Annotated in this window: 18 protein-coding genes; 10 read left to right on the top strand and 8 right to left on the bottom strand. The window is 67.8% G+C overall.

What is annotated here, in order from left to right; translation table 11 throughout:
• Window positions 1–67: 67 nt before the first annotated feature.
• The 4 genes from AC3A4T_RS18450 to AC3A4T_RS18435 form a co-directional block, all read right to left on the bottom strand.
• Complete coding sequence (locus AC3A4T_RS18450; protein WP_487676695.1) at window positions 68–688, bottom strand: hypothetical protein; 621 nt, start codon at window positions 686–688, stop codon at window positions 68–70.
• Complete coding sequence (locus tag AC3A4T_RS18445) at window positions 688–1,314, bottom strand: hypothetical protein (RefSeq protein ID WP_487676694.1); 627 nt, start codon at window positions 1,312–1,314, stop codon at window positions 688–690. The genes AC3A4T_RS18450 and AC3A4T_RS18445 overlap by 1 nt, the downstream gene beginning before the upstream one ends.
• Window positions 1,311–1,934, bottom strand: a complete 624-nt coding sequence (locus AC3A4T_RS18440; RefSeq protein WP_487676693.1) for a hypothetical protein — start codon at window positions 1,932–1,934, stop codon at window positions 1,311–1,313. The genes AC3A4T_RS18445 and AC3A4T_RS18440 overlap by 4 nt, the downstream gene beginning before the upstream one ends.
• A 125-nt stretch (window positions 1,935–2,059) precedes the next feature.
• A complete protein-coding gene (locus AC3A4T_RS18435) occupies window positions 2,060–2,269 on the bottom strand; it encodes a YdcH family protein (protein WP_036105101.1) in 210 nt (69 codons plus the stop codon).
• A 110-nt stretch (window positions 2,270–2,379) separates the two neighbouring features.
• Here AC3A4T_RS18435 and ttcA point away from each other — a divergent pair, with 110 nt between their 5' ends.
• The 3 genes from ttcA (at window position 2,380) to AC3A4T_RS18420 (ending at window position 5,369) form a co-directional block, all read left to right on the top strand.
• Window positions 2,380–3,288, top strand: coding sequence for a tRNA 2-thiocytidine(32) synthetase TtcA (gene ttcA / locus AC3A4T_RS18430; RefSeq protein ID WP_487676692.1), 909 nt, complete (start codon window positions 2,380–2,382; stop codon window positions 3,286–3,288).
• A 97-nt stretch (window positions 3,289–3,385) separates the two neighbouring features.
• Window positions 3,386–4,294, top strand: a complete 909-nt coding sequence (locus AC3A4T_RS18425; protein ID WP_487676691.1) for a recombination-associated protein RdgC — start codon at window positions 3,386–3,388, stop codon at window positions 4,292–4,294.
• A 280-nt stretch (window positions 4,295–4,574) separates the two neighbouring features.
• Window positions 4,575–5,369, top strand: a complete 795-nt coding sequence (locus AC3A4T_RS18420) for a M48 family metallopeptidase (protein ID WP_487676690.1) — start codon at window positions 4,575–4,577, stop codon at window positions 5,367–5,369.
• A gap of 356 nt (window positions 5,370–5,725) precedes the next feature.
• Here the strand turns inward: AC3A4T_RS18420 and AC3A4T_RS18415 are convergent, their stop codons facing one another.
• Window positions 5,726–6,586 carry an alpha/beta fold hydrolase gene (locus AC3A4T_RS18415; protein WP_487676872.1) on the bottom strand — a complete coding sequence of 287 codons (861 nt, stop codon included), beginning with the start codon at window positions 6,584–6,586 and terminating at the stop codon, window positions 5,726–5,728.
• A 190-nt stretch (window positions 6,587–6,776) separates the two neighbouring features.
• The gene (gene hemH / locus AC3A4T_RS18410) at window positions 6,777–7,781 is read right to left on the bottom strand and encodes a ferrochelatase (protein WP_487676689.1); all 1,005 of its coding nucleotides are present in this window, start codon (window positions 7,779–7,781) and stop codon (window positions 6,777–6,779) included.
• 298 nt (window positions 7,782–8,079) lie between these two features.
• Here hemH and AC3A4T_RS18405 point away from each other — a divergent pair, with 298 nt between their 5' ends.
• The 5 genes from AC3A4T_RS18405 (at window position 8,080) to AC3A4T_RS18385 (ending at window position 11,591) form a co-directional block, all read left to right on the top strand.
• On the top strand, window positions 8,080–8,970 hold the full coding sequence (locus AC3A4T_RS18405) for a lipid-binding SYLF domain-containing protein (protein ID WP_487676871.1): 891 nt from the start codon (window positions 8,080–8,082) through the stop codon (window positions 8,968–8,970).
• 194 nt (window positions 8,971–9,164) lie between these two features.
• Window positions 9,165–9,401, top strand: coding sequence for a Sec-independent protein translocase subunit TatA (gene tatA / locus AC3A4T_RS18400; protein WP_487676688.1), 237 nt, complete (start codon window positions 9,165–9,167; stop codon window positions 9,399–9,401).
• Window positions 9,402–9,446: 45 nt separating this feature from the next.
• Window positions 9,447–10,013, top strand: a complete 567-nt coding sequence (gene tatB, locus AC3A4T_RS18395; protein WP_487676687.1) for a Sec-independent protein translocase protein TatB — start codon at window positions 9,447–9,449, stop codon at window positions 10,011–10,013.
• Complete coding sequence (gene tatC, locus AC3A4T_RS18390) at window positions 10,000–10,803, top strand: twin-arginine translocase subunit TatC (protein ID WP_487676686.1); 804 nt, start codon at window positions 10,000–10,002, stop codon at window positions 10,801–10,803. The genes tatB and tatC overlap by 14 nt, the downstream gene beginning before the upstream one ends.
• 89 nt (window positions 10,804–10,892) lie before the next feature.
• The gene (locus tag AC3A4T_RS18385) at window positions 10,893–11,591 is read left to right on the top strand and encodes an RDD family protein (RefSeq protein WP_487676685.1); all 699 of its coding nucleotides are present in this window, start codon (window positions 10,893–10,895) and stop codon (window positions 11,589–11,591) included.
• 19 nt (window positions 11,592–11,610) lie between these two features.
• Here the strand turns inward: AC3A4T_RS18385 and AC3A4T_RS18380 are convergent, their stop codons facing one another.
• Both AC3A4T_RS18380 and AC3A4T_RS18375 read right to left on the bottom strand, forming a co-directional pair.
• Entirely contained in the window at window positions 11,611–12,534 is a 924-nt protein-coding gene (locus AC3A4T_RS18380; protein ID WP_487676684.1) for a hypothetical protein, read from the bottom strand.
• 198 nt (window positions 12,535–12,732) lie between these two features.
• Window positions 12,733–13,458: a glutamine amidotransferase gene (locus AC3A4T_RS18375; protein ID WP_487676683.1), complete on the bottom strand. Its 726-nt coding sequence runs from the start codon at window positions 13,456–13,458 to the stop codon at window positions 12,733–12,735.
• A 116-nt stretch (window positions 13,459–13,574) separates the two neighbouring features.
• Here AC3A4T_RS18375 and glyQ point away from each other — a divergent pair, with 116 nt between their 5' ends.
• Both glyQ and glyS read left to right on the top strand, forming a co-directional pair.
• Window positions 13,575–14,510, top strand: a complete 936-nt coding sequence (gene glyQ / locus AC3A4T_RS18370) for a glycine--tRNA ligase subunit alpha (RefSeq protein WP_487676682.1) — start codon at window positions 13,575–13,577, stop codon at window positions 14,508–14,510.
• A gap of 157 nt (window positions 14,511–14,667) precedes the next feature.
• Window positions 14,668–16,842, top strand: a complete 2,175-nt coding sequence (glyS, locus tag AC3A4T_RS18365; RefSeq protein WP_487676681.1) for a glycine--tRNA ligase subunit beta — start codon at window positions 14,668–14,670, stop codon at window positions 16,840–16,842.
• The last annotated feature ends 77 nt before the right edge of the window (window positions 16,843–16,919 follow it).

Raw genomic sequence — 16,919 nt, 5'->3', positions numbered from 1 at the left:
GCAGCGCCTCGGGGCGGAAGCCACATCCGCGCAGACTGCGCGGTGCGCTCGGGCTCCGGCGCGATCGCTACAGCTTGAAACGCAGGTAGCGGCCCTTGGCGGATTGCAGCGGGCCGAATTCGATCCGCGCCTCCAATCCTTCCAGCTTCTGCGTGCGCGGCAACACGTAGGCGTGCTGGAACGCGAACGGCCGGCCCGGCACCGCCAGCACCGATTTGAACTGCGCGTCGTAGCCGCTGCCGCAACGGGTCGGCAGCTTCGGCCCGCCCAGGCGCGGCAGGCCGACCGGGTCGGCCTCCCATTGCCGGCCCTGCGCATCGGCGATGCGCCCGCGGCAGGTGTCGAGGGTTTTGATCGGCGTGCCCGAATCCGGAATCACTTCGTAGCGCACCAGCAACACGCCGGCATCCTTGCGCAGCGAACCGAGGATGCGCGGATCGCGCGGAGCCAGCGCTTCGGCTTCGACCAGACGCCAACGCGCGCCTTCGAACTGCACCCAGTCGTGATTGGGCGCGTCGATCGCGATGCTCGGGTTGCGGTCGCGATACTCGTTCAAGGCGTTGCGATACGGCGCATAGATCGCGATGGCGCCGAGCACCGCGGTGCCGATCAACCAGCCGGTGTTGCGCCGCCACCAACCGATGGGGGCGGGACCGGCGACCGGCCTGGCGGGAATTTCGATGCTCATCAGCGCAGATCCAATACCGGTTTCGCTTCGGCCAGCAGCTTGCGCGCGCGCGCCGCGTCGATGCCCAGGTCGACGTCGACCAGGCTGTCGCCGCCTTGCGGCATGCCGTTGCCCCAATACAGTTGCAGGTGCGCGCCTTCGAGCCGGTCGGCCGGCACTTCGAAGAACCAGGCGCCGCTCTCGGGCAGGCCCGGCGCGACCGGACGCTCGCTCAGGTTGATGCCGCGCAGCTTGGGGCGCTCGGCGCTGGATGCGGCGTAGACCAGGCCGTCGCGGGTCAGCAATTGCGCGCTGACGTAACCCGGGCGCTCGGTCGATTCGACCTTGGCCAGCACCGACAGCCACAGCCCCGGGGTGCGCAGCAGCAGATCCTCCGAGCGGCTGAAATCGCCCTTGAGCAGATAGGCGCGCGCGGCCTTGACGTTGCCGACCTCGACCGCGAAGTTGCGGCCCTCGGCCCGCGCCGGCCCGCTCGCGCGCTGCACCAGCGGCGCGTCGCGCTGTTCGTAGCTCGACTCGCCCTTGCGCAGCGCGACCACCGCGATCAGCGCCAGCACGATCCACAGCGCATCGCGCCAACGCCAGCGCACTCGCAGGCCGGGGCCGGACTGTGTCGTCGTGCTCATGGCGCCACCGCCCGGTCGCGCAGGTCCTGCACCGGAATCAGGAACTTGGCCGCGGGTTTGCCCTGCAGCCAGGCGCCCTCGTCGTTGATGTAGGCCTTGGCCTTGTAGGCGCGCGCGAACACGCCCCAGGTCTGCTGCGGCGCGTGGACGTAGTTCTTCGGCAGATTCCAGACCAGATCGACCCGTTGTTTCAGGCGCGGATGCAGGTCGGCGGCGACGCTGTGGTCGTCGGACATCAGCAGCAGATCGGGCTGGATCGGTTCGCGCGTGGACGACACCAGGATCACGTCCTCACGCGGGTAACCGAAGCCGTTGAAGCTGCGCGGCGTGCGGTTCTCGATCTCGACCTGCAACACCAGGTAGAGCTTGCTTGGATCGAAGCGGTCGACCTGACCGCCGGGTTTGTAGCGCGCGACCCAGGCGCGCAGCGGCGTCACCGCCATCGCCTCGCCCTGGTAGCGGTGGCCGGCCGAATACTGGGGCAGCGGCTTGCTGGTGCTCTTGGCCTGCTTGAAGCCGCCCAGCGCGAAGGTGACCACGAGCGCGACCAGCGCGACCGCCGCGGCACCTTGCCACCACGGGTTGCGCGCCGCCTTGACCAGTTCGTCCTTATTCGCCATGCAACCGCCCGATTTCGAGTGGCGGCACCCTAGCACGAGCGACGGGGCCGGCTGCAGCTGGGTTTCGCACTAGCTGGACATGACACTCAGGCATGACATCGGCGGGCTGGCGGGCGCGGCGGCGGTCAGGCCGGTTCGTCGGGGATCAGCGCGCTTTCCAGCCGGGCGATGCAGTCCTTCAGCCACAGCTTGCGCTTCTTGAGCCGCTTGACCGTGAGCTCGTCGGCCTGCGGGTCCAGGGCCAGCCGGTCGATGGCCGCGTCGAGATCGCGATGCTCCAGCCGCAGTTCGGCGAGCTGGCGGACGATCTCGGTGGAGTCGGTGCTGACGGTCATGCCGCTGAGCTTAACGCGCCGCCCTTGCGGCCGTCATCGGTGGCGACGGTCCGCCGCGGCGGTCCGCGCCGGCCGCGTTCACCGACCCGTAGCGTAGAATCGACGGCCTCATGAGCACTGTCCTGCCCCTCGCCGAACCCGTCCGCCGCCCGCGCCCGGACACCGCCCGCGCCGCCGACGGCGAGCGCCTGGCCACCCGCCTGCGCCATCAGGTCGGCCGCGCCATCGCCGACTTCGGCATGATCGAAGAAGGCGACAAGGTCATGGTCTGCCTGTCCGGCGGCAAGGACAGTTACACCTTGCTCGACATTCTCCTGCAGCTGCAGAAGAAGGCGCCGGTGAAGTTCGAACTGGTCGCGGTCAACCTGGACCAGAAGCAGCCCGATTTCCCCGAGCACGTGCTGCCGGCGTACCTCGAATCGATCGGGGTGGCGTACAAGATCCTCGAGCAGGACACTTACTCGGTGGTCACGCGCGTCGTGCCCGAGGGCAAGACCATGTGCTCGCTGTGTTCGCGGCTGCGGCGCGGGGCGCTCTACACCTACGCGGCGGAGCAAGGGTTCACCAAGATCGCGCTCGGGCATCATCGCGACGACTTGGTCGCCACGTTCTTCCTGAATCTGTTCTTCCACGCCAAGCTCAGCGGCATGCCGCCCAAGCTGCTGTCCGACGACGGCAAGCACGTGGTGATCCGGCCGCTGGCCTATGTGCGCGAGGACGACATCGTCGATTACGCGGCGATCAAGGACTTCCCGATCATCCCGTGCAACCTGTGCGGCTCGCAGGAAAATCTGCAGCGCAAGCAGGTCAAGCGCATGATGGATGCCTGGGAACGCGAAACGCCGGGCCGCATCGAGACCATTTCGCGCGCGCTGGGCGATATCCGGCCGTCGCAGTTGAGCGATGCGAAGTTGTTCGATTTTCTGGGACTGGGCAAGGCGGGTGCCGCGCCGGTCGTCGATGCGCCGGTGTGGCTTGACGAAGCATCCGTTGACACGAACACAGCGCAAGTTGGCTGACCCCGATTCCCCCAGCCCGCCTTCGCGGGAATGACGAACAAGAGCGGCCCGCGAGCCGCCGATTCCCGACTCCCCATTCCCCATTCCCGGCCCTCAAATGTTCTTTCGCAACCTGACCTTCTTCCGCTTCCCCACCACCCACAAACTCGACGATCTCGAAAAAGGCCTCGAAGAGTGCGCGCTCAAGCCGGTCGGCCCGCTGGAGCTGTCCTCGCGCGGCTTCATCTCGCCGTTCAGTCGCGCCACCGAGGACGCGCAGATGCTCAACCGCATCGGCAACGCGATCTGGATCACCGTCGGCAGCGAAGACCGGCTGCTGCCGGGCGCGGTCGTCAACGACATGCTGGCCAAGAAGCTGGCCGAGATCGAGCAGAAGGAAGGCCGCAAGCCCGGCGGTCGCACCCGCAAGCGGCTCAAGGACGAATTGATCGTCGACCTGATGCCGCGCGCCTTCATCAAGCCCGGCCGCACCGACGCGATCATCGATCTCGAGCACGGCCTGGTCATCGTCGACACCTCCAGCCGCAAGACCGGCGAGAACGTGATCAGCGAAATCCGCCGCGCGGTCGGCAGTTTTCCGGCGTTGCCGTTGAACGCCGAAATCGCGCCGCGTTCGATCCTGACCGGCTGGGTCGCCGGCGAGGAATTGCCCGACGGCATCAGCCTGGGCGATGAATGCGAACTGCGCGATCCGGTCGACCAGGGCGCGGTGGTCAAGTGCCAGCGCCAGGAACTGGAAAGCGATGAAATCGCCAAGCACCTGGAAACCGGCAAGCAGGTCACGCGCCTTGCTCTGACCCTGGACGACCACGTGTCGTTCGTGATCGGCGAAGACCTGGTGGTGCGCAAGTTCAAGCTGCTCGACGGCGCCGTGGATCAGCTCGAAAACAGCGACAGCGACGGCGTGCGCGCCGAGCTCGACGCGCGCTTCGCGTTGATGAGCGCCGAGGTGAAGCGGCTGTTCCGGGTGATGGAATCGGCGTTGAAGTTGTCCAAGGTCGATTAATCGATTGCGCAGTGGTGCCGTGTGAACGGTGGCGGCCGGTCGTTGCGCGGTAGTCGTGATGGCGCGGTCGCGGCTTGCGCCGCTCCTACAGGGGCGGTGCCTCCTGTAGGAGCGGCGCAAGCCGCGACCGCGAACCTGCATCGACGCCGTCACTCGCCTGGCCGTCACTCCCATGCCGCCGCGCCTTTACCACCGCGCCGGCATCGCGATTTCCACCGCGCCCGAACGCGCTAAACCCCGCATCCAGGCGCTATGCTTCGCCCATGGCGGTCCCCCACCCATGACGAGCCTTCTGCGCCTGCTGACCGGTAAGCCGCAGCCCGCGCCGCGCGCGGTCTCGCGCGAAACCATCGCGATCACGCTGGGCAACGGCCAAGTGGTCGAAGTCCTGCGCGTGCGCGACCCGCGCGCGCGGCGGATCAAGCTCAGCGTCGACGAGCGCGGCCCGCGCCTGACCCTGCCCATGCGCGCCAGCGAGATCGCCGGCCAGCGCTTCGTGATCGAACACAGCGACTGGCTGCTGGCGCAGATTGCCAGCGCCAGCAGCGACGCGACCAGCCTGCAGGCACATGTCAGCACCCGCATTCCGCTGCGCGGCCGCGACTTGCCGCTGCATTGGCAGCTCGCGCGCTATCTGCGCCTGCAATTGAACGACGACGCGCTCGAAATCGCCGCGCCCGAAACGGTCAGCCCGGCCAACTTGCAGCGCGCCTTGCGCGATTTCTACGAAGGTCAGGCACGCGCCGATGTCGGCCGCTGGCTGCCGAAATACCTGCCCGGCCTGCCGCGCGCGCCGTCGCGCCTGCGCTACCGGGTGATGTCGTCCCAGTGGGGTTCGCTCGCGCCCGACGGTGCCTTATCGCTGGATCTATCGCTGGTGCTGGCGACGCCGGCGGCATTCGAATACGTGCTGGTGCACGAGCTGTGCCACCTGATCCACGCAGACCATTCACGGGCGTTCTGGCGCGAGGTCGAAGCGCGCTGCCCGGACTGGCGCGATCAGCGCGAGTATTTCCGCGCGTCGGGGCGTGGGTTGAAGGCGAGTCTGCGGCGGTTGATCGCGGACGATAAGTGACGAGTGCTGAGCCGCGGATGCCGATGAGCATCGGCGCATAGCTCACCGCCGCCTGACTAACAGTCATCACGAATCGTAGTTGGGCATAGAAAGTCACATAAGATCGCGGCCTTTGCTGTTCCCCCCTTTGTAAAAGGGGGGCAGGGGGGATTTGCTTTTCGTTCCAAGTCGCCGCGCAACAAGCAAAAGCAAATCCCCCGCGCGAGCAAGTGCAGTCTCGCTTCGTGCATTCGCGACACGCAGCTCTTTTTCAACGCGGGCGAATTTCAGCGCTCTGGCGCGGCCCGCTTTCCGCTCGAACGCACCGTTCGCACAGACCGCCAACGCATCGGTCCATGCGTGCACAACGCAACATCTCACCCACCCGTCAAGAAATTCCGAAACACCTCGCCCACCGCCGCCGGCTTCTCCATATGCAGATGGTGCGTCCCCGGCAAGGTATGCAACTCGCCCTGCCGCAGCAGCGCGGCGCGTTCGCGGCGCAAGGCGTCGGGCATGTAGCTTTGCGCCGGGTCGGCCCAGATCATGCAGGTGGGGCATTCGATCGCGCGGATCAGCGAACGCATCTGGCCCTCGCTCATGCGCAACGCCGAGGTCAGGGTCAGGCGCGGATCGCTGCGCCAGGCGTAACCGCCTTGCTGATGCTCGCTGCGCACCGGCGCGATCCCGCGTTCGACCAACAAGCGCGCGACCGGTTCGCTCAGATCGTTCGTGGCCATGCGCACCTTCACCGCGCTGGCGATATCGGGAAACACGCGCAACTGCTTGCTGCTGGCCGCGGCCAGGCCGGCGAAGGCTTCGCGCAGGCGGGTGCCGACGCGTTCCTCGGATTCGGCCAGCGAACCCAGCGCTTCGATCAGCAGCAGTTTCTCGACCCGCTGCGGTACCGCCGCGGCGACGAAGCTCGAGGTCGCGCCACCCAGCGAATGGCCGAGCAGATGGAAGCGATCCCAGCCCAGCGCATCGGCGATCGCCAGCGCGGTGCGCGCGGCGGTGACCAAGGTGTATTCGCTCGACACCGGCAGATGCGCGCTGGCGCCGTGGCCGGGCAGGTCGGGCGCGACCAGGTCGTAGCGGTCGAACCACGGCGACAGCGGCACGAAACTGGCCGCATTGTCGAGCCAGCCGTGCAGCGCCAGCAGCTTGGGCGCGCCGACGTTGCCGTTGCGCAGCCCGCTGATGCGTCCGAACGCGGTGTCGACGACGAATTCCTGCATTACGGCCATCCATCAAGTCCTGTCAGCGAAGTCTCGTCGGCGAAGTCCGATCGGCATTGCACGAATCCCAAGCCTGACCGCGGCGCTTGATCAAACCAGGCGCGGACAATCGCGCCCATGGACCTGCGCCGATTTTGCCAAATCCATGCGCCGAATTCGTGGCGGCGCGGACGAAGCCGACGCGCTCGCGCTAAGCCGCGAGGTCGTCCCAGTGCGCGAGTTCGCGTTCGATCACCCCGGCCAGCGCCGCGGCGTGGCCGGGCGAATCGTTGAGGCAGGGGATGTAGCGCAACTCGCCGCCGCGCGCGGCGAACTCCTCGGCCAGCATGATCGCGACTTCTTCCAGGGTTTCCAGGCAGTCCACCGCGAAGCCCGGCGCGATCACATCGACCCGGCGCACTCCGCGCTCGGCCAGCGCGGTCAGGGTGTCGGTGGTCGACGGCTCCAGCCAGCGTTCGCGGCCGAAGCGCGATTGGTAACTCAAGGTCCAGCTATCGTCGGGCAGGCCCAGCGCCTGCGCGATCGCCTGCGCGCTGGCTTCGCAGTGAAGCGGGTAGGGGTCGCCGGCCGCGGCGAAGCGCTGCGGCAAGCCGTGGAACGACATCAGCAGATGCTCGCCCATGCCGTGCACGGCGCGATGACGGCGCACCGAGTCGGCGACCGCCGCGACCCAGTCCGGGTCGAGGTGATACTCGCGCACCATCCGCGACGACAGGCCCGGCACAGCCTCGAGCACATCGCCGACCGACGCGGTGGTCGAGGTCGAATACTGTGGATACAGCGGCAACGCGAGCACGCGGCGCACGCCCTGGCGTTCGAGATCGAGCAGCAACTGCTTCCACGACGGCTTGCCGTAGCGCATCGCGTGCAGCACGCGCACCCGCGGCAATTCGCGCTGCACCGCCTCGGCCAGGCGCCGGGTGTGGACCGCCAGCGGCGAGCCTTCGGGCAGCCACACGCTGGCGTACTTGTGCGCGACCTTGCCGCTGCGCAGCGGCAGGATCGCGAAATGCAGCAGCGGGCACCACAGCCAGCGGCTCATGTCGACGACCCGGTGGTCGTGCAGGAATTCGGCCAGATAGCGCCGCACCGAGGCGGTGTCAGGCGCGTCGGGCGTGCCGAGATTGACCAGGACCACGGCCGTATCGGCGGCGGAAGAAACGTCGTGAGCAGCGATGCTGGCGGGAGCGGGCATGCGCATAGAATGACATTTGCGGTGGTGACGGCGAAATGTTTGCCGAATCGAATGTTCCGATGGCTGCGATAGTCCGCCGCGATCGGCGCCCGCCGGCGGCGACGATCGCGCGCCGCGCGATAGTCCTCGCCGCGCATCGCTACAATGCGGCCGTCGTGCATGCGTTCGCCGATTCCGTGGCGATTCATCGCGTGCTTACTAGCCTGAACCAACCGTCGTCGTTGCGGTTACCGTGATGGCTGCCGTCCATCCATTGCCCAGTTGCGCATCACCGCCGGAGTCCGCCATGTCCCGTTCGCTGCCCCGCGTCCTGAGTCTGAGTCTCGCCCTGAGCCTGGGCCTTGCCGCCACCACCTCCGCCGTCGCCGGTCAGACCGAAGACCAGCGCGCCCGCGATGCGGTGCGGGTGCTGGCCGATATCCAGCAGATTCCCGAATCCTCGATTCCCGACAAGCTGTTCGACGAGGCGCGCGCGATAGTGGTCGTGCCCGACACGCTCAAGATCGGGCTGGTGTTCGGCGGTCGCCGCGGCCACGGTCTGGTGTCGGTCAAGAACCCCGACGGCACCTGGTCCAACCCGAGTTTCGTCAAGATCACCGGCGGCAGCGTCGGCTTTCAGGCCGGCGTGCAGTCCTCCGACATCGTGCTGGTGTTCCGCGGCGATCGCGGCCTGGACTCGATCGTCAACGGCAAGGTCACCCTCGGCGCCGACGCCAGCGTCGCCGCCGGCCCGGTCGGGCGCACCGCCGCGGCCGCCACCGACGGTCAGCTCAAGGCGGAAATCTGGTCGTGGTCTCGCGCGCGCGGCCTGTTCGCCGGCATCGCCCTCGACGGCGCCGCGCTGTCGATCGACGACGACGCCAACCAGGCGGTGTACGGCGAAGGCAATACGCCGCGGATGATCTTCGAGGGACGTGCCACCGGTCAGCCGTCCAATGCGGTGGTCGATTTCCGCGACCGCCTGGAGGAAGCCAGCGCCGCCGCGCGTGCGAATCGCACCGCCGAACAGCAGCGCCCGGCGCTGGGCGCGACGGTCTATCCCGAGCCCGGGGTCGCGCCGGCCACCACCGCCGCGCCCGCGCATACCGCGCCGGTGCAGGCGCAGCCGGCTCAGACCCAACCGCAGCCGCAGGCGTTCGAGACCGTGCCGGCGCAGCCCAATCCGGCCAAGGTCGAACCGCTGCCCTGAGTCCGCGCCGTCGTCCCGGGCGCGCCGCCGATCCGGCCGCGCGCCCATTCAGGCGTTTTCCCAGCCCTGATCGCGCCGACCATGCCGACCACCATGCCGAATCGGGCGTTCGGTCATACAGGACCTTCGCCACATTGGCTTAAGAACGGTTGCGGTATCCTTGCGGCCTTCATCATTCAGCAGCGAGCAACGTCATGGGCGCCTGGGGCATTGGTCATTGGATCGTCGTGCTCGTGATTGTTCTGCTGGTCTTCGGCACCAAGCGCCTGGGCAGCGTGGGCAAGGACCTCGGCGACGCGGTCAAGGGTTTCAAGAAAGGCATGCAGGACGACGACAAGCCGTCCGCGCAGTTGCCCAACGATGCCAACCGCACCGACTCCACCAACAGCACGCCGTCGCAGTCGCGCGACAACGAGCAGAACCCGCGCTGAGCCCGGGCTGTTGCGCCATCCGCATCCCTCGCCTGGCAGACGCGCATGTTCGACATAGGCTTCTCGGAAGTCTTCGTGATCGCGATCGTGGCCTTGATCGTGCTCGGTCCCGAGCGCCTGCCCAAGGCGGCCCGGTTCGCCGGGCTGTGGGTGCGGCGCGCGCGCGCGCAGTGGTATTCGGTCAAGTCCGAACTCGAGAACGAGCTGGCCGACGAGGAACTCAAGCGCAGCCTGCGTCAGGCTCAGGCCGACCTGCGTGACGCGCAGAGCCAGCTGCGCGACAGCGGCCAGGCGATCCGCAACGAAGTCGACGACATGAACCGCCGCATCGCCGCGCCGGTCGCGACCGCCACGGCGGCCGCCGATCCCGATCCGGCGGCGACGCCGCAACCGGTGTACGGCTCGGCCGACCCGGTCAATACCGCGCACCCGGCGCCCGCGCTCGATGCGCCGGAGGCGCGAGCGTCGTCGATCGACGCGCCGCCTACTCACGACTACCAGCACGATTACCAACACGACTACGCCGGCGCGGCCCAGCCCGACTACCGCCCGGCCGCGCCCAAGGCCCCCGCGACCACGCCCACCGCGAGCGATGCCGATGAGCGACGCTGACCACGGCGTGCCGGGCGAAGAGGCCTCGGCCGAGCCGCGTCTGCTCGATCACCTGATCGAACTGCGCGCGCGCCTGCTGCGCGGGGTGACCGGGCTGGTGATCGTGTTCCTGTGCCTGTTGCCGTTCGCCAACAAGCTCTACCACTACCTGGCCACGCCGCTGCTGGCCAAGCTGCCGGCCGGCAGCCAGCTGATCGCGGTCGAAGTGGCCTCGCCGTTCTCCGCGCCGCTCAAGCTGGCGTTTTTCGCCGCGTTGATGATCTCGATGCCGTGGCTGCTGTTCCAGGCCTGGGCCTTCGTCGCGCCGGGACTGTACAAGCGCGAGAAGCGGCTGGCGCTGCCGCTGCTGGCGTCGGCGCTGGTGCTGTTCTACGCCGGCTGCGCGTTCGCGTTCTTCCTGGTGCTGCCGTCGGTGTTCGGTTTCCTGGTCAAGATCACCCCGACCGGCGTGTCGATGATGACCGACATCAACGCCTACCTGGATTTCGTGCTGATTCTGTTCCTGGCCTTCGGCATCAGTTTCGAGGTGCCGGTGGCGCTGGTGATCCTGGCGCTGCTGGGCTGGGTCACGCCGGCTCAGCTCAAGGAAGGCCGCGGTTACGCGGTGGTCGGCATATTCATCATCGCCGCGGTGATCACCCCGCCGGACGTGGTTTCGCAGCTGATGCTCGCGATTCCGATGTGCCTGCTGTATGAGCTGGGCATCATCGCGGCCAAGTGGGTCGCGACCGAGCCGCGCGACGCCGGCGGCCACGACGATCACCCGACCGGGGACGCGCGCGGTCCATGAGCGTGCCGGCCCCGAGTGGCGCGGGCGCGCCGCCGCCATTGCCGCCGGGTCCCGTGAACTCCGCTGCGGCCGTCGCCGCGCCTGCGTCGATGGCATCGTTGCTGCCCGCGCGCTTCTGGCCGCGCTATGTGGCCTGGTCGCTGGACGCGGCCTTGATCGCGATGGCGACCAGCGCGATCGGCGCCAGCCACTGGCGTTATCAGGCCCTCGCGGCGAAGCAGGCGTATGCGGCGATGAATGCGCGCGCGGCCGAGCTGATGGCCGACAGCGTGCTCAACGACCTCGACTTCGGCGGCTTCGCCCGGCAACTGATGACCGATCCGGCGATGCACGCGGCCGGGCTGGCGTCGACTGCCGCGCTGACCTCGCTGATCTTCGGCTGGATCTTCCTGTTCGCCTTGTTCGGGCTGCTCTACGAAGTCGGCTTCGTCGCGTTCTCGCCGTGGCAGGCCACGCCGGGCAAGCGCGTGCTCGGCTTGCGGGTCACCGACATCGCAGGGGGTCGGTTGAGTCCGGGTCGCGCGGTGTTGCGCTACCTCGGCGGCGGGTTGTCGTGGCTGCTGTTGAACCTCGGCCACGTGATCGCGATGGCCAAGCCCGAATACCGCGCCCTGCACGACCGCCTCGCCGGCGCGCGGGTGCTGCGCGATGCGCACGCGCGCATGCCGCTATGGGCCTGGGCCTGGGTGGCGGTGCAGGTGATCGTCGGGTTCAGCGCGACGTTCTGGCTGATGCGCGCGATGCAGGCGTCGATGGACGCCGCGTTGGCGCAGACCGGCGCGCTGTAAACCAACCAATCCGCGCGGCTCAGGCTTCCAGTTCGCCCGGACGCGGCGTGCGGGGCGCGTTGGCCGCGGGCGCATCGTCGTTGTCGGTGAACACGTCGCGCCAGGCGTAATAGCAGGTGCCGCACATCACCACCAGGAACGCCGAGCCGTAGGCCACGACCACGGCCACCACCAGCAATTGGCCGACCGCCGGGTGGATCAGCGACCCCAGTTGCATCGCCGCCATCGACACCAGGCTGATCAATGCGCCGGAAATCATCACCCCGAGCATGAACAGCATCGCCGCGAACAGGTACGAGCCCAGGTTCCACACCGACGCGCCGAGGCTGCGCCGGACCGCGGCGGAGATGTCCAGCCCGGAGAACATGATCAGCGGGATCGAGACCAGCACCACCGCGGTGCTGAAGTAGTAGTAGACCAACTGCACCAGGATCACCAGCGCTGGCGATTGCGCCGCCGGCACGTTGACCTGGCCGCCGATCGCGCCGCGCGCCATGTCCTGGTAATGCGCCCAGAAGTCCGGGCCGGTCGCCCACAGCAGCAAGGTGCCGCAGATCAGCGCCAGCGCGATCTGGATCACCCCGAGCAGGGCCAGTTGCACCGCCTTGTGCTGGCGCAGCGGCGCGAACAGATCGCGCGCGCGCACCGGCCGGCCGGCCTCGGCCTCGCGGATCACATGCATCAATCCGCCGAGCAGCACCGGCAGCACCAGCACCGCGGCGAGCGCGGCGATGCCGATCACGGTGACGAAGCGCTCCATGTCGGGTTCGTCTTCGCCGATGCGCAGCGGCATCGTGAACAGGTACAGCACCAAGTACAGCACCGCCATCACCAGCAGGCCGGCGCCGAAGATCGCGCGCGGGTTGCGCGTGCCCAGGTTGAACGCGCGGATCAGCCATTGCGCGCCGTGGGTCAGCGGAACCTTGCGGATGGGTTGGGTCATCGGATCGATCCCGGGCCGAAGGCCCCTGACTGGATTAAGACGGACTGGACGAAAGCATGCGAAGCGGACGCGCCATGGTGCGAAGGCGCGCGTGACGACGGCGCGCGCATCGCGCCGAGCCTCCGCCGCGGCGTGTTGCGCCATCCGATGGCGGCCTTCGCCGCGACGGCGCGGCGAGACGGTGTCATGCCGGCGGGCTCAGCGCCCGTGCAGGCTGCGCGCATGGCCGACGAAACGCCGCAGCACCCGCCGCGCATGCGGCGCCGCGCTGATGCCGCCGGCGACGGTCTTCGGGCACAGGCCCTCGCTGCGCAGCGCGTCCTGTCGCGCGCGCACGTAACCGCGCATGTGGCCGGCGCTGAATTCGGGATGGAACTGCACGCCCCAGGCCCGGTCGCCCCAGCGGAACGCATGGCAGGCGTCATGCTGCGAGCGCGCCAGCACGGTCGCGCCGTCGGGCGCACGCAGCACCGTCTGCAGATGGGTGGCCTGGGCCGCGAACTGCGTCGGCAGGCCGGCGAACAAGGGATCGGTGCCGGCGCTGGCATGCAGCTCCAGGCCGATCGTGCCCATCTCGCGGCCGGCCGGATGATTGCCGACCTCGCCGCCGAGCGCATGCGCCAGCAGCTGATGGCCGTAGCAGATGCCGAACAGCGGCAGGCCCGCGTGCGCGGCTTCGCGCAGCCATTCGGCGCTGCGTTCGCTCCAGTCGGCGCGGTCGGTGACCATCGCGCCCGAGCCGGTCACGATCGCCCCGGCGAAGCCTTCGCGGCTCGGCAGGCTCTGGCCGCGTTCGACATCGACCACCACCGCCTCGTCGCGTCCCAACCCGGCGGCGACCCGGATCCAGTGCGGAAAGCCGCGATGGCGGCGCATGGAGGCGACCGGCTGGCCGGTTTCGACGATCAGGAAGGGCGGGTTCACGGGGCGGCGTCGACGGGGGAAGTCACTGCGGAAGTGTGCGCTGCGAACCGGGGCAAAAGCCCGGCAGGCAAGGCTCGTGGCTATACTAACCCGCTTTGCTGCACTGCGATGAGACCATGGCCGAGAGCGACGCACCGACCCCAGTGATCACCTTCCAGAGCATGATCCAGCGCTTGAACGCGTTTTGGGCGCAGCGCGGCTGCGTGCTGATCCAGCCGTTGGACCTGGAAGTCGGCGCCGGCACCTTCCACCCGGCGACCTTCCTGCGCGCGCTGGGCCCGGAGCCGTGGAACGCCGCTTACGTGCAGCCCTGCCGCCGTCCCACCGACGGCCGCTACGGCGAAAACCCCAACCGCCTGCAGCGCTACTACCAGTACCAAGTGGCGATGAAGCCCAGCCCCGACAACATCGTCGAGCTGTACTTCGACTCGCTCAAGGCGCTCGGCGTCGACCCGCTGGTGCACGACCTGCGCCTGGTCGAGGACAACTGGGAATCGCCGACGCTCGGCGCCTGGGGCCTGGGCTGGGAAGTCTGGCTCAACGGCATGGAAGTCACCCAGTTCACCTATTTCCAGCAGGCCGGCGGCCTGGAATGCCGGCCGGTGCTCGGCGAGATCACCTACGGTCTCGAGCGCCTGTGCATGTACCTGCAGAACGTCGACAACGTCTACGACCTGGTCTGGACTTACGGTCCCGACGGTGTCCCGGTGACCTACGGCGACGTCTACCACCAGAACGAAGTCGAGCAGAGCGCGTACAACTTCGAACACGCCGATGTCGAAGAACTGTTCCACCGCTTCGACGCCTGCGAAAAGGAAGCGCTCAAGCTGATCGAGATCGGCCTGCCGCTGCCGGCCTACGATCAGGTGTGCAAGGCCTCGCATTCGTTCAACCTGCTCGACGCGCGCCGCGCGATCAGCGTGACCGAACGCCAGCGCTACATCCTGCGCGTGCGCCGCATCGCCCAGGGCGTGGCCGAGGCGTATTTCGCCCAGCGCGAAAAGCTCGGTTTCCCGGGCTTGAAGCAGCCTTCCAAGGCCGAAGCCGCCTGACCCGCATATAGCCCCTCTCCCGCATGCGGGAGAGGGGTTGGGGTGAGGGCCCGCGAAGCCGCCACAACTTCGCGACGTCACCGACCGACCCACATCCAACCTCGCCGCAGCAAGCGCGAGGCGTCTTCCCAGAAGACACCACCGCAAAGGCCACCGCATGAGCACGACCCAACCTCTCCTGATCGAACTGGGCACCGAAGAACTGCCGGTCAAGGCCCTGCCGGGTCTGGCCCAGGCGTTCTTCGACGGCGTGCTCGACGGCCTGCACAAGCGCGGCATCGGTTTCGACCGCGACGGCGCCAAGCTGCTGTACACGCCGCGCCGTCTGGCCGTGCTGCTGCGCGCCGTCGACGTGCAACAGCCCGAGCAGAAGAGCGAAGTGCTCGGTCCGTATCTCAACATCGCGCTCGATGCGCAAGGCCAACCGACCAAGGCGCTGCAGGGCTTCGCCGCCAAGGCCGGCATCGACTGGACTGCGCTGGAGCGCACCAGCGACGCCAAGGGCGAGCGCTTCGTCCACCGCGCCACCAAGCCCGGCGCCGACACCGCCAGCCTGCTCGAAGACATCGTGCGCGAGGCCCTGGCCGCGATGCCGATTCCCAAGCCGATGCGCTGGGGCGGTCACGACTACGGCTTCGCCCGGCCGGTGCATTGGCTGGTGCTGCTGCTCGGCAAGGACGTGGTGCCGGCGCAGGTGCTCGGCGTGAGCAGCGACCGCATGAGCCGCGGCCACCGCTTCATGCACGACAAGCCGGTGTGGTTCAGTCAGCCCGGCGACTACATCGAATCCCTGCGCGGCGCCAACGTGCTGGTCGATCCGGACGAACGCCGCGAGCGCATCGTGCAGGAAGTCACCGCCGCCGCGAGCGCGACCGGCGGCAGCGCGCGCATCGACGCCGGCATCCTCGAAGAGGTCAACGGCCTGACCGAGTGGCCGGTGGCGATCGCCTGCGGTTTCGAGCGCGAATTCCTGGCGGTGCCGCAGGAAGCGCTGATCGCGACCATGGAAGCCAACCAGAAATTCTTCCCGGTGCTCGACGCCGCCGGCACCCTGAGCGAGCGCTTCATCGGCGTGGCCAACATCGCCAGCCGCGACGAGTCGGAAGTGCGCAAGGGCTACGAACGCGTGATCCGCCCGCGTTTCGCCGACGCCAAGTTCTTCTTCGACGAAGACCTCAAGCAGGGGCTCGCGTCGATGGGCGAGGGGCTCAAGACAGTCAAGTACCAGGACAAGCTGGGCACGGTGGCCGACAAGGTCGCGCGCGTGGCGGCGCTGGCCGAAGCCATTGCGCCGGCGGCAGGCGTCGATCCCGCGCAGGCGCGGCGCGCGGCGGAGCTGTCGAAGAACGACCTGCAATCGCGCATGGTCAACGAGTTTCCGGAATTGCAGGGCATCGCCGGGCGGTATTACGCGAAGGCCGCGGGCGAAGCGGCCGAGGTCGCCGATGCGATCGATGAGGCGTATATGCCGCGGTTTGCCGGGGATGCGATTGCGCCGTCGCCGTTGGGTCGTGTGCTTGCCATCGCCGAACGTTTGGATACGCTGGCGGGCGGTTTCGCCGCGGGTCTGAAGCCGACTGGCAACAAGGATCCTTTCGGCCTGCGCCGCAATGCTTTGGGCTTGGCTCGTACTTTGATCGAAGCTGAAATCGATTTGGATTTGCTGAGTAGTCTATTCAGCTCTCTTGAGTCGATAAGGCATCAGTCTGAGGCGAAAGCGGCCCAGGCGACGGTCGATAAGATGCGTATGCTGGATTCCCAGGGGATGGACGTTAGGTCCGCTGAAGTCAAAAGCCTCGCGATAAACTCTGGTGACTTGGCTGGTGAAGTTCTAGATTTTATCTACGATCGTTTGCGTAGCTATTACGCTGAGCACGGCGTTGTGGGTGCTCAGCTGGAATCTGTGATTAATGTAAAACACAGTTCTTTACCCGACTTCGACCGCCGCCTCAAAGCCATCGCCGAATTCGCCAAACTCCCCGAAGCCGAAGCCCTCGCCGCGGCCAACAAGCGCAGCCGCAACATCCTCAAGAAGGTCGAAGGCGAGGTGCCGAGCGCGATCGACGCGTCGCTGTTCAACGAACCGGCCGAACGCGAGCTGGCCGAAGCGGTCGATGCGGCCGTCGCCGACACCGATCCGTTGTTGGCGCAGCGCGATTACGTCGCCGTGCTAGGCCGTCTCGCGCGCTTGCGTCCGCAGGTCGATGCGTTCTTCGACAAGGTGATGGTCAATGTCGACGACAGCGCGGTGCGCAACAACCGTCTGGCGTTGTTGAAGCGGTTGTCGGATCGTCTGGGCAGTGTCGCGGCGATCGAGCATCTGTCGATCTGAGGCGTTCCGATCGATCCGGACGCGGTTTGCGTCCAGGCAAGCCGCCACGATGAAGGCGTGCGCGAACGCCGACCAGG

The sequence above is a fragment of the Lysobacter sp. Soil_N_51 genome (assembly GCF_057655755.1).
The sequence above is the reverse complement of the archived record's forward strand: the minus strand, read 5'-3'. Positions and strand labels throughout refer to the sequence as shown.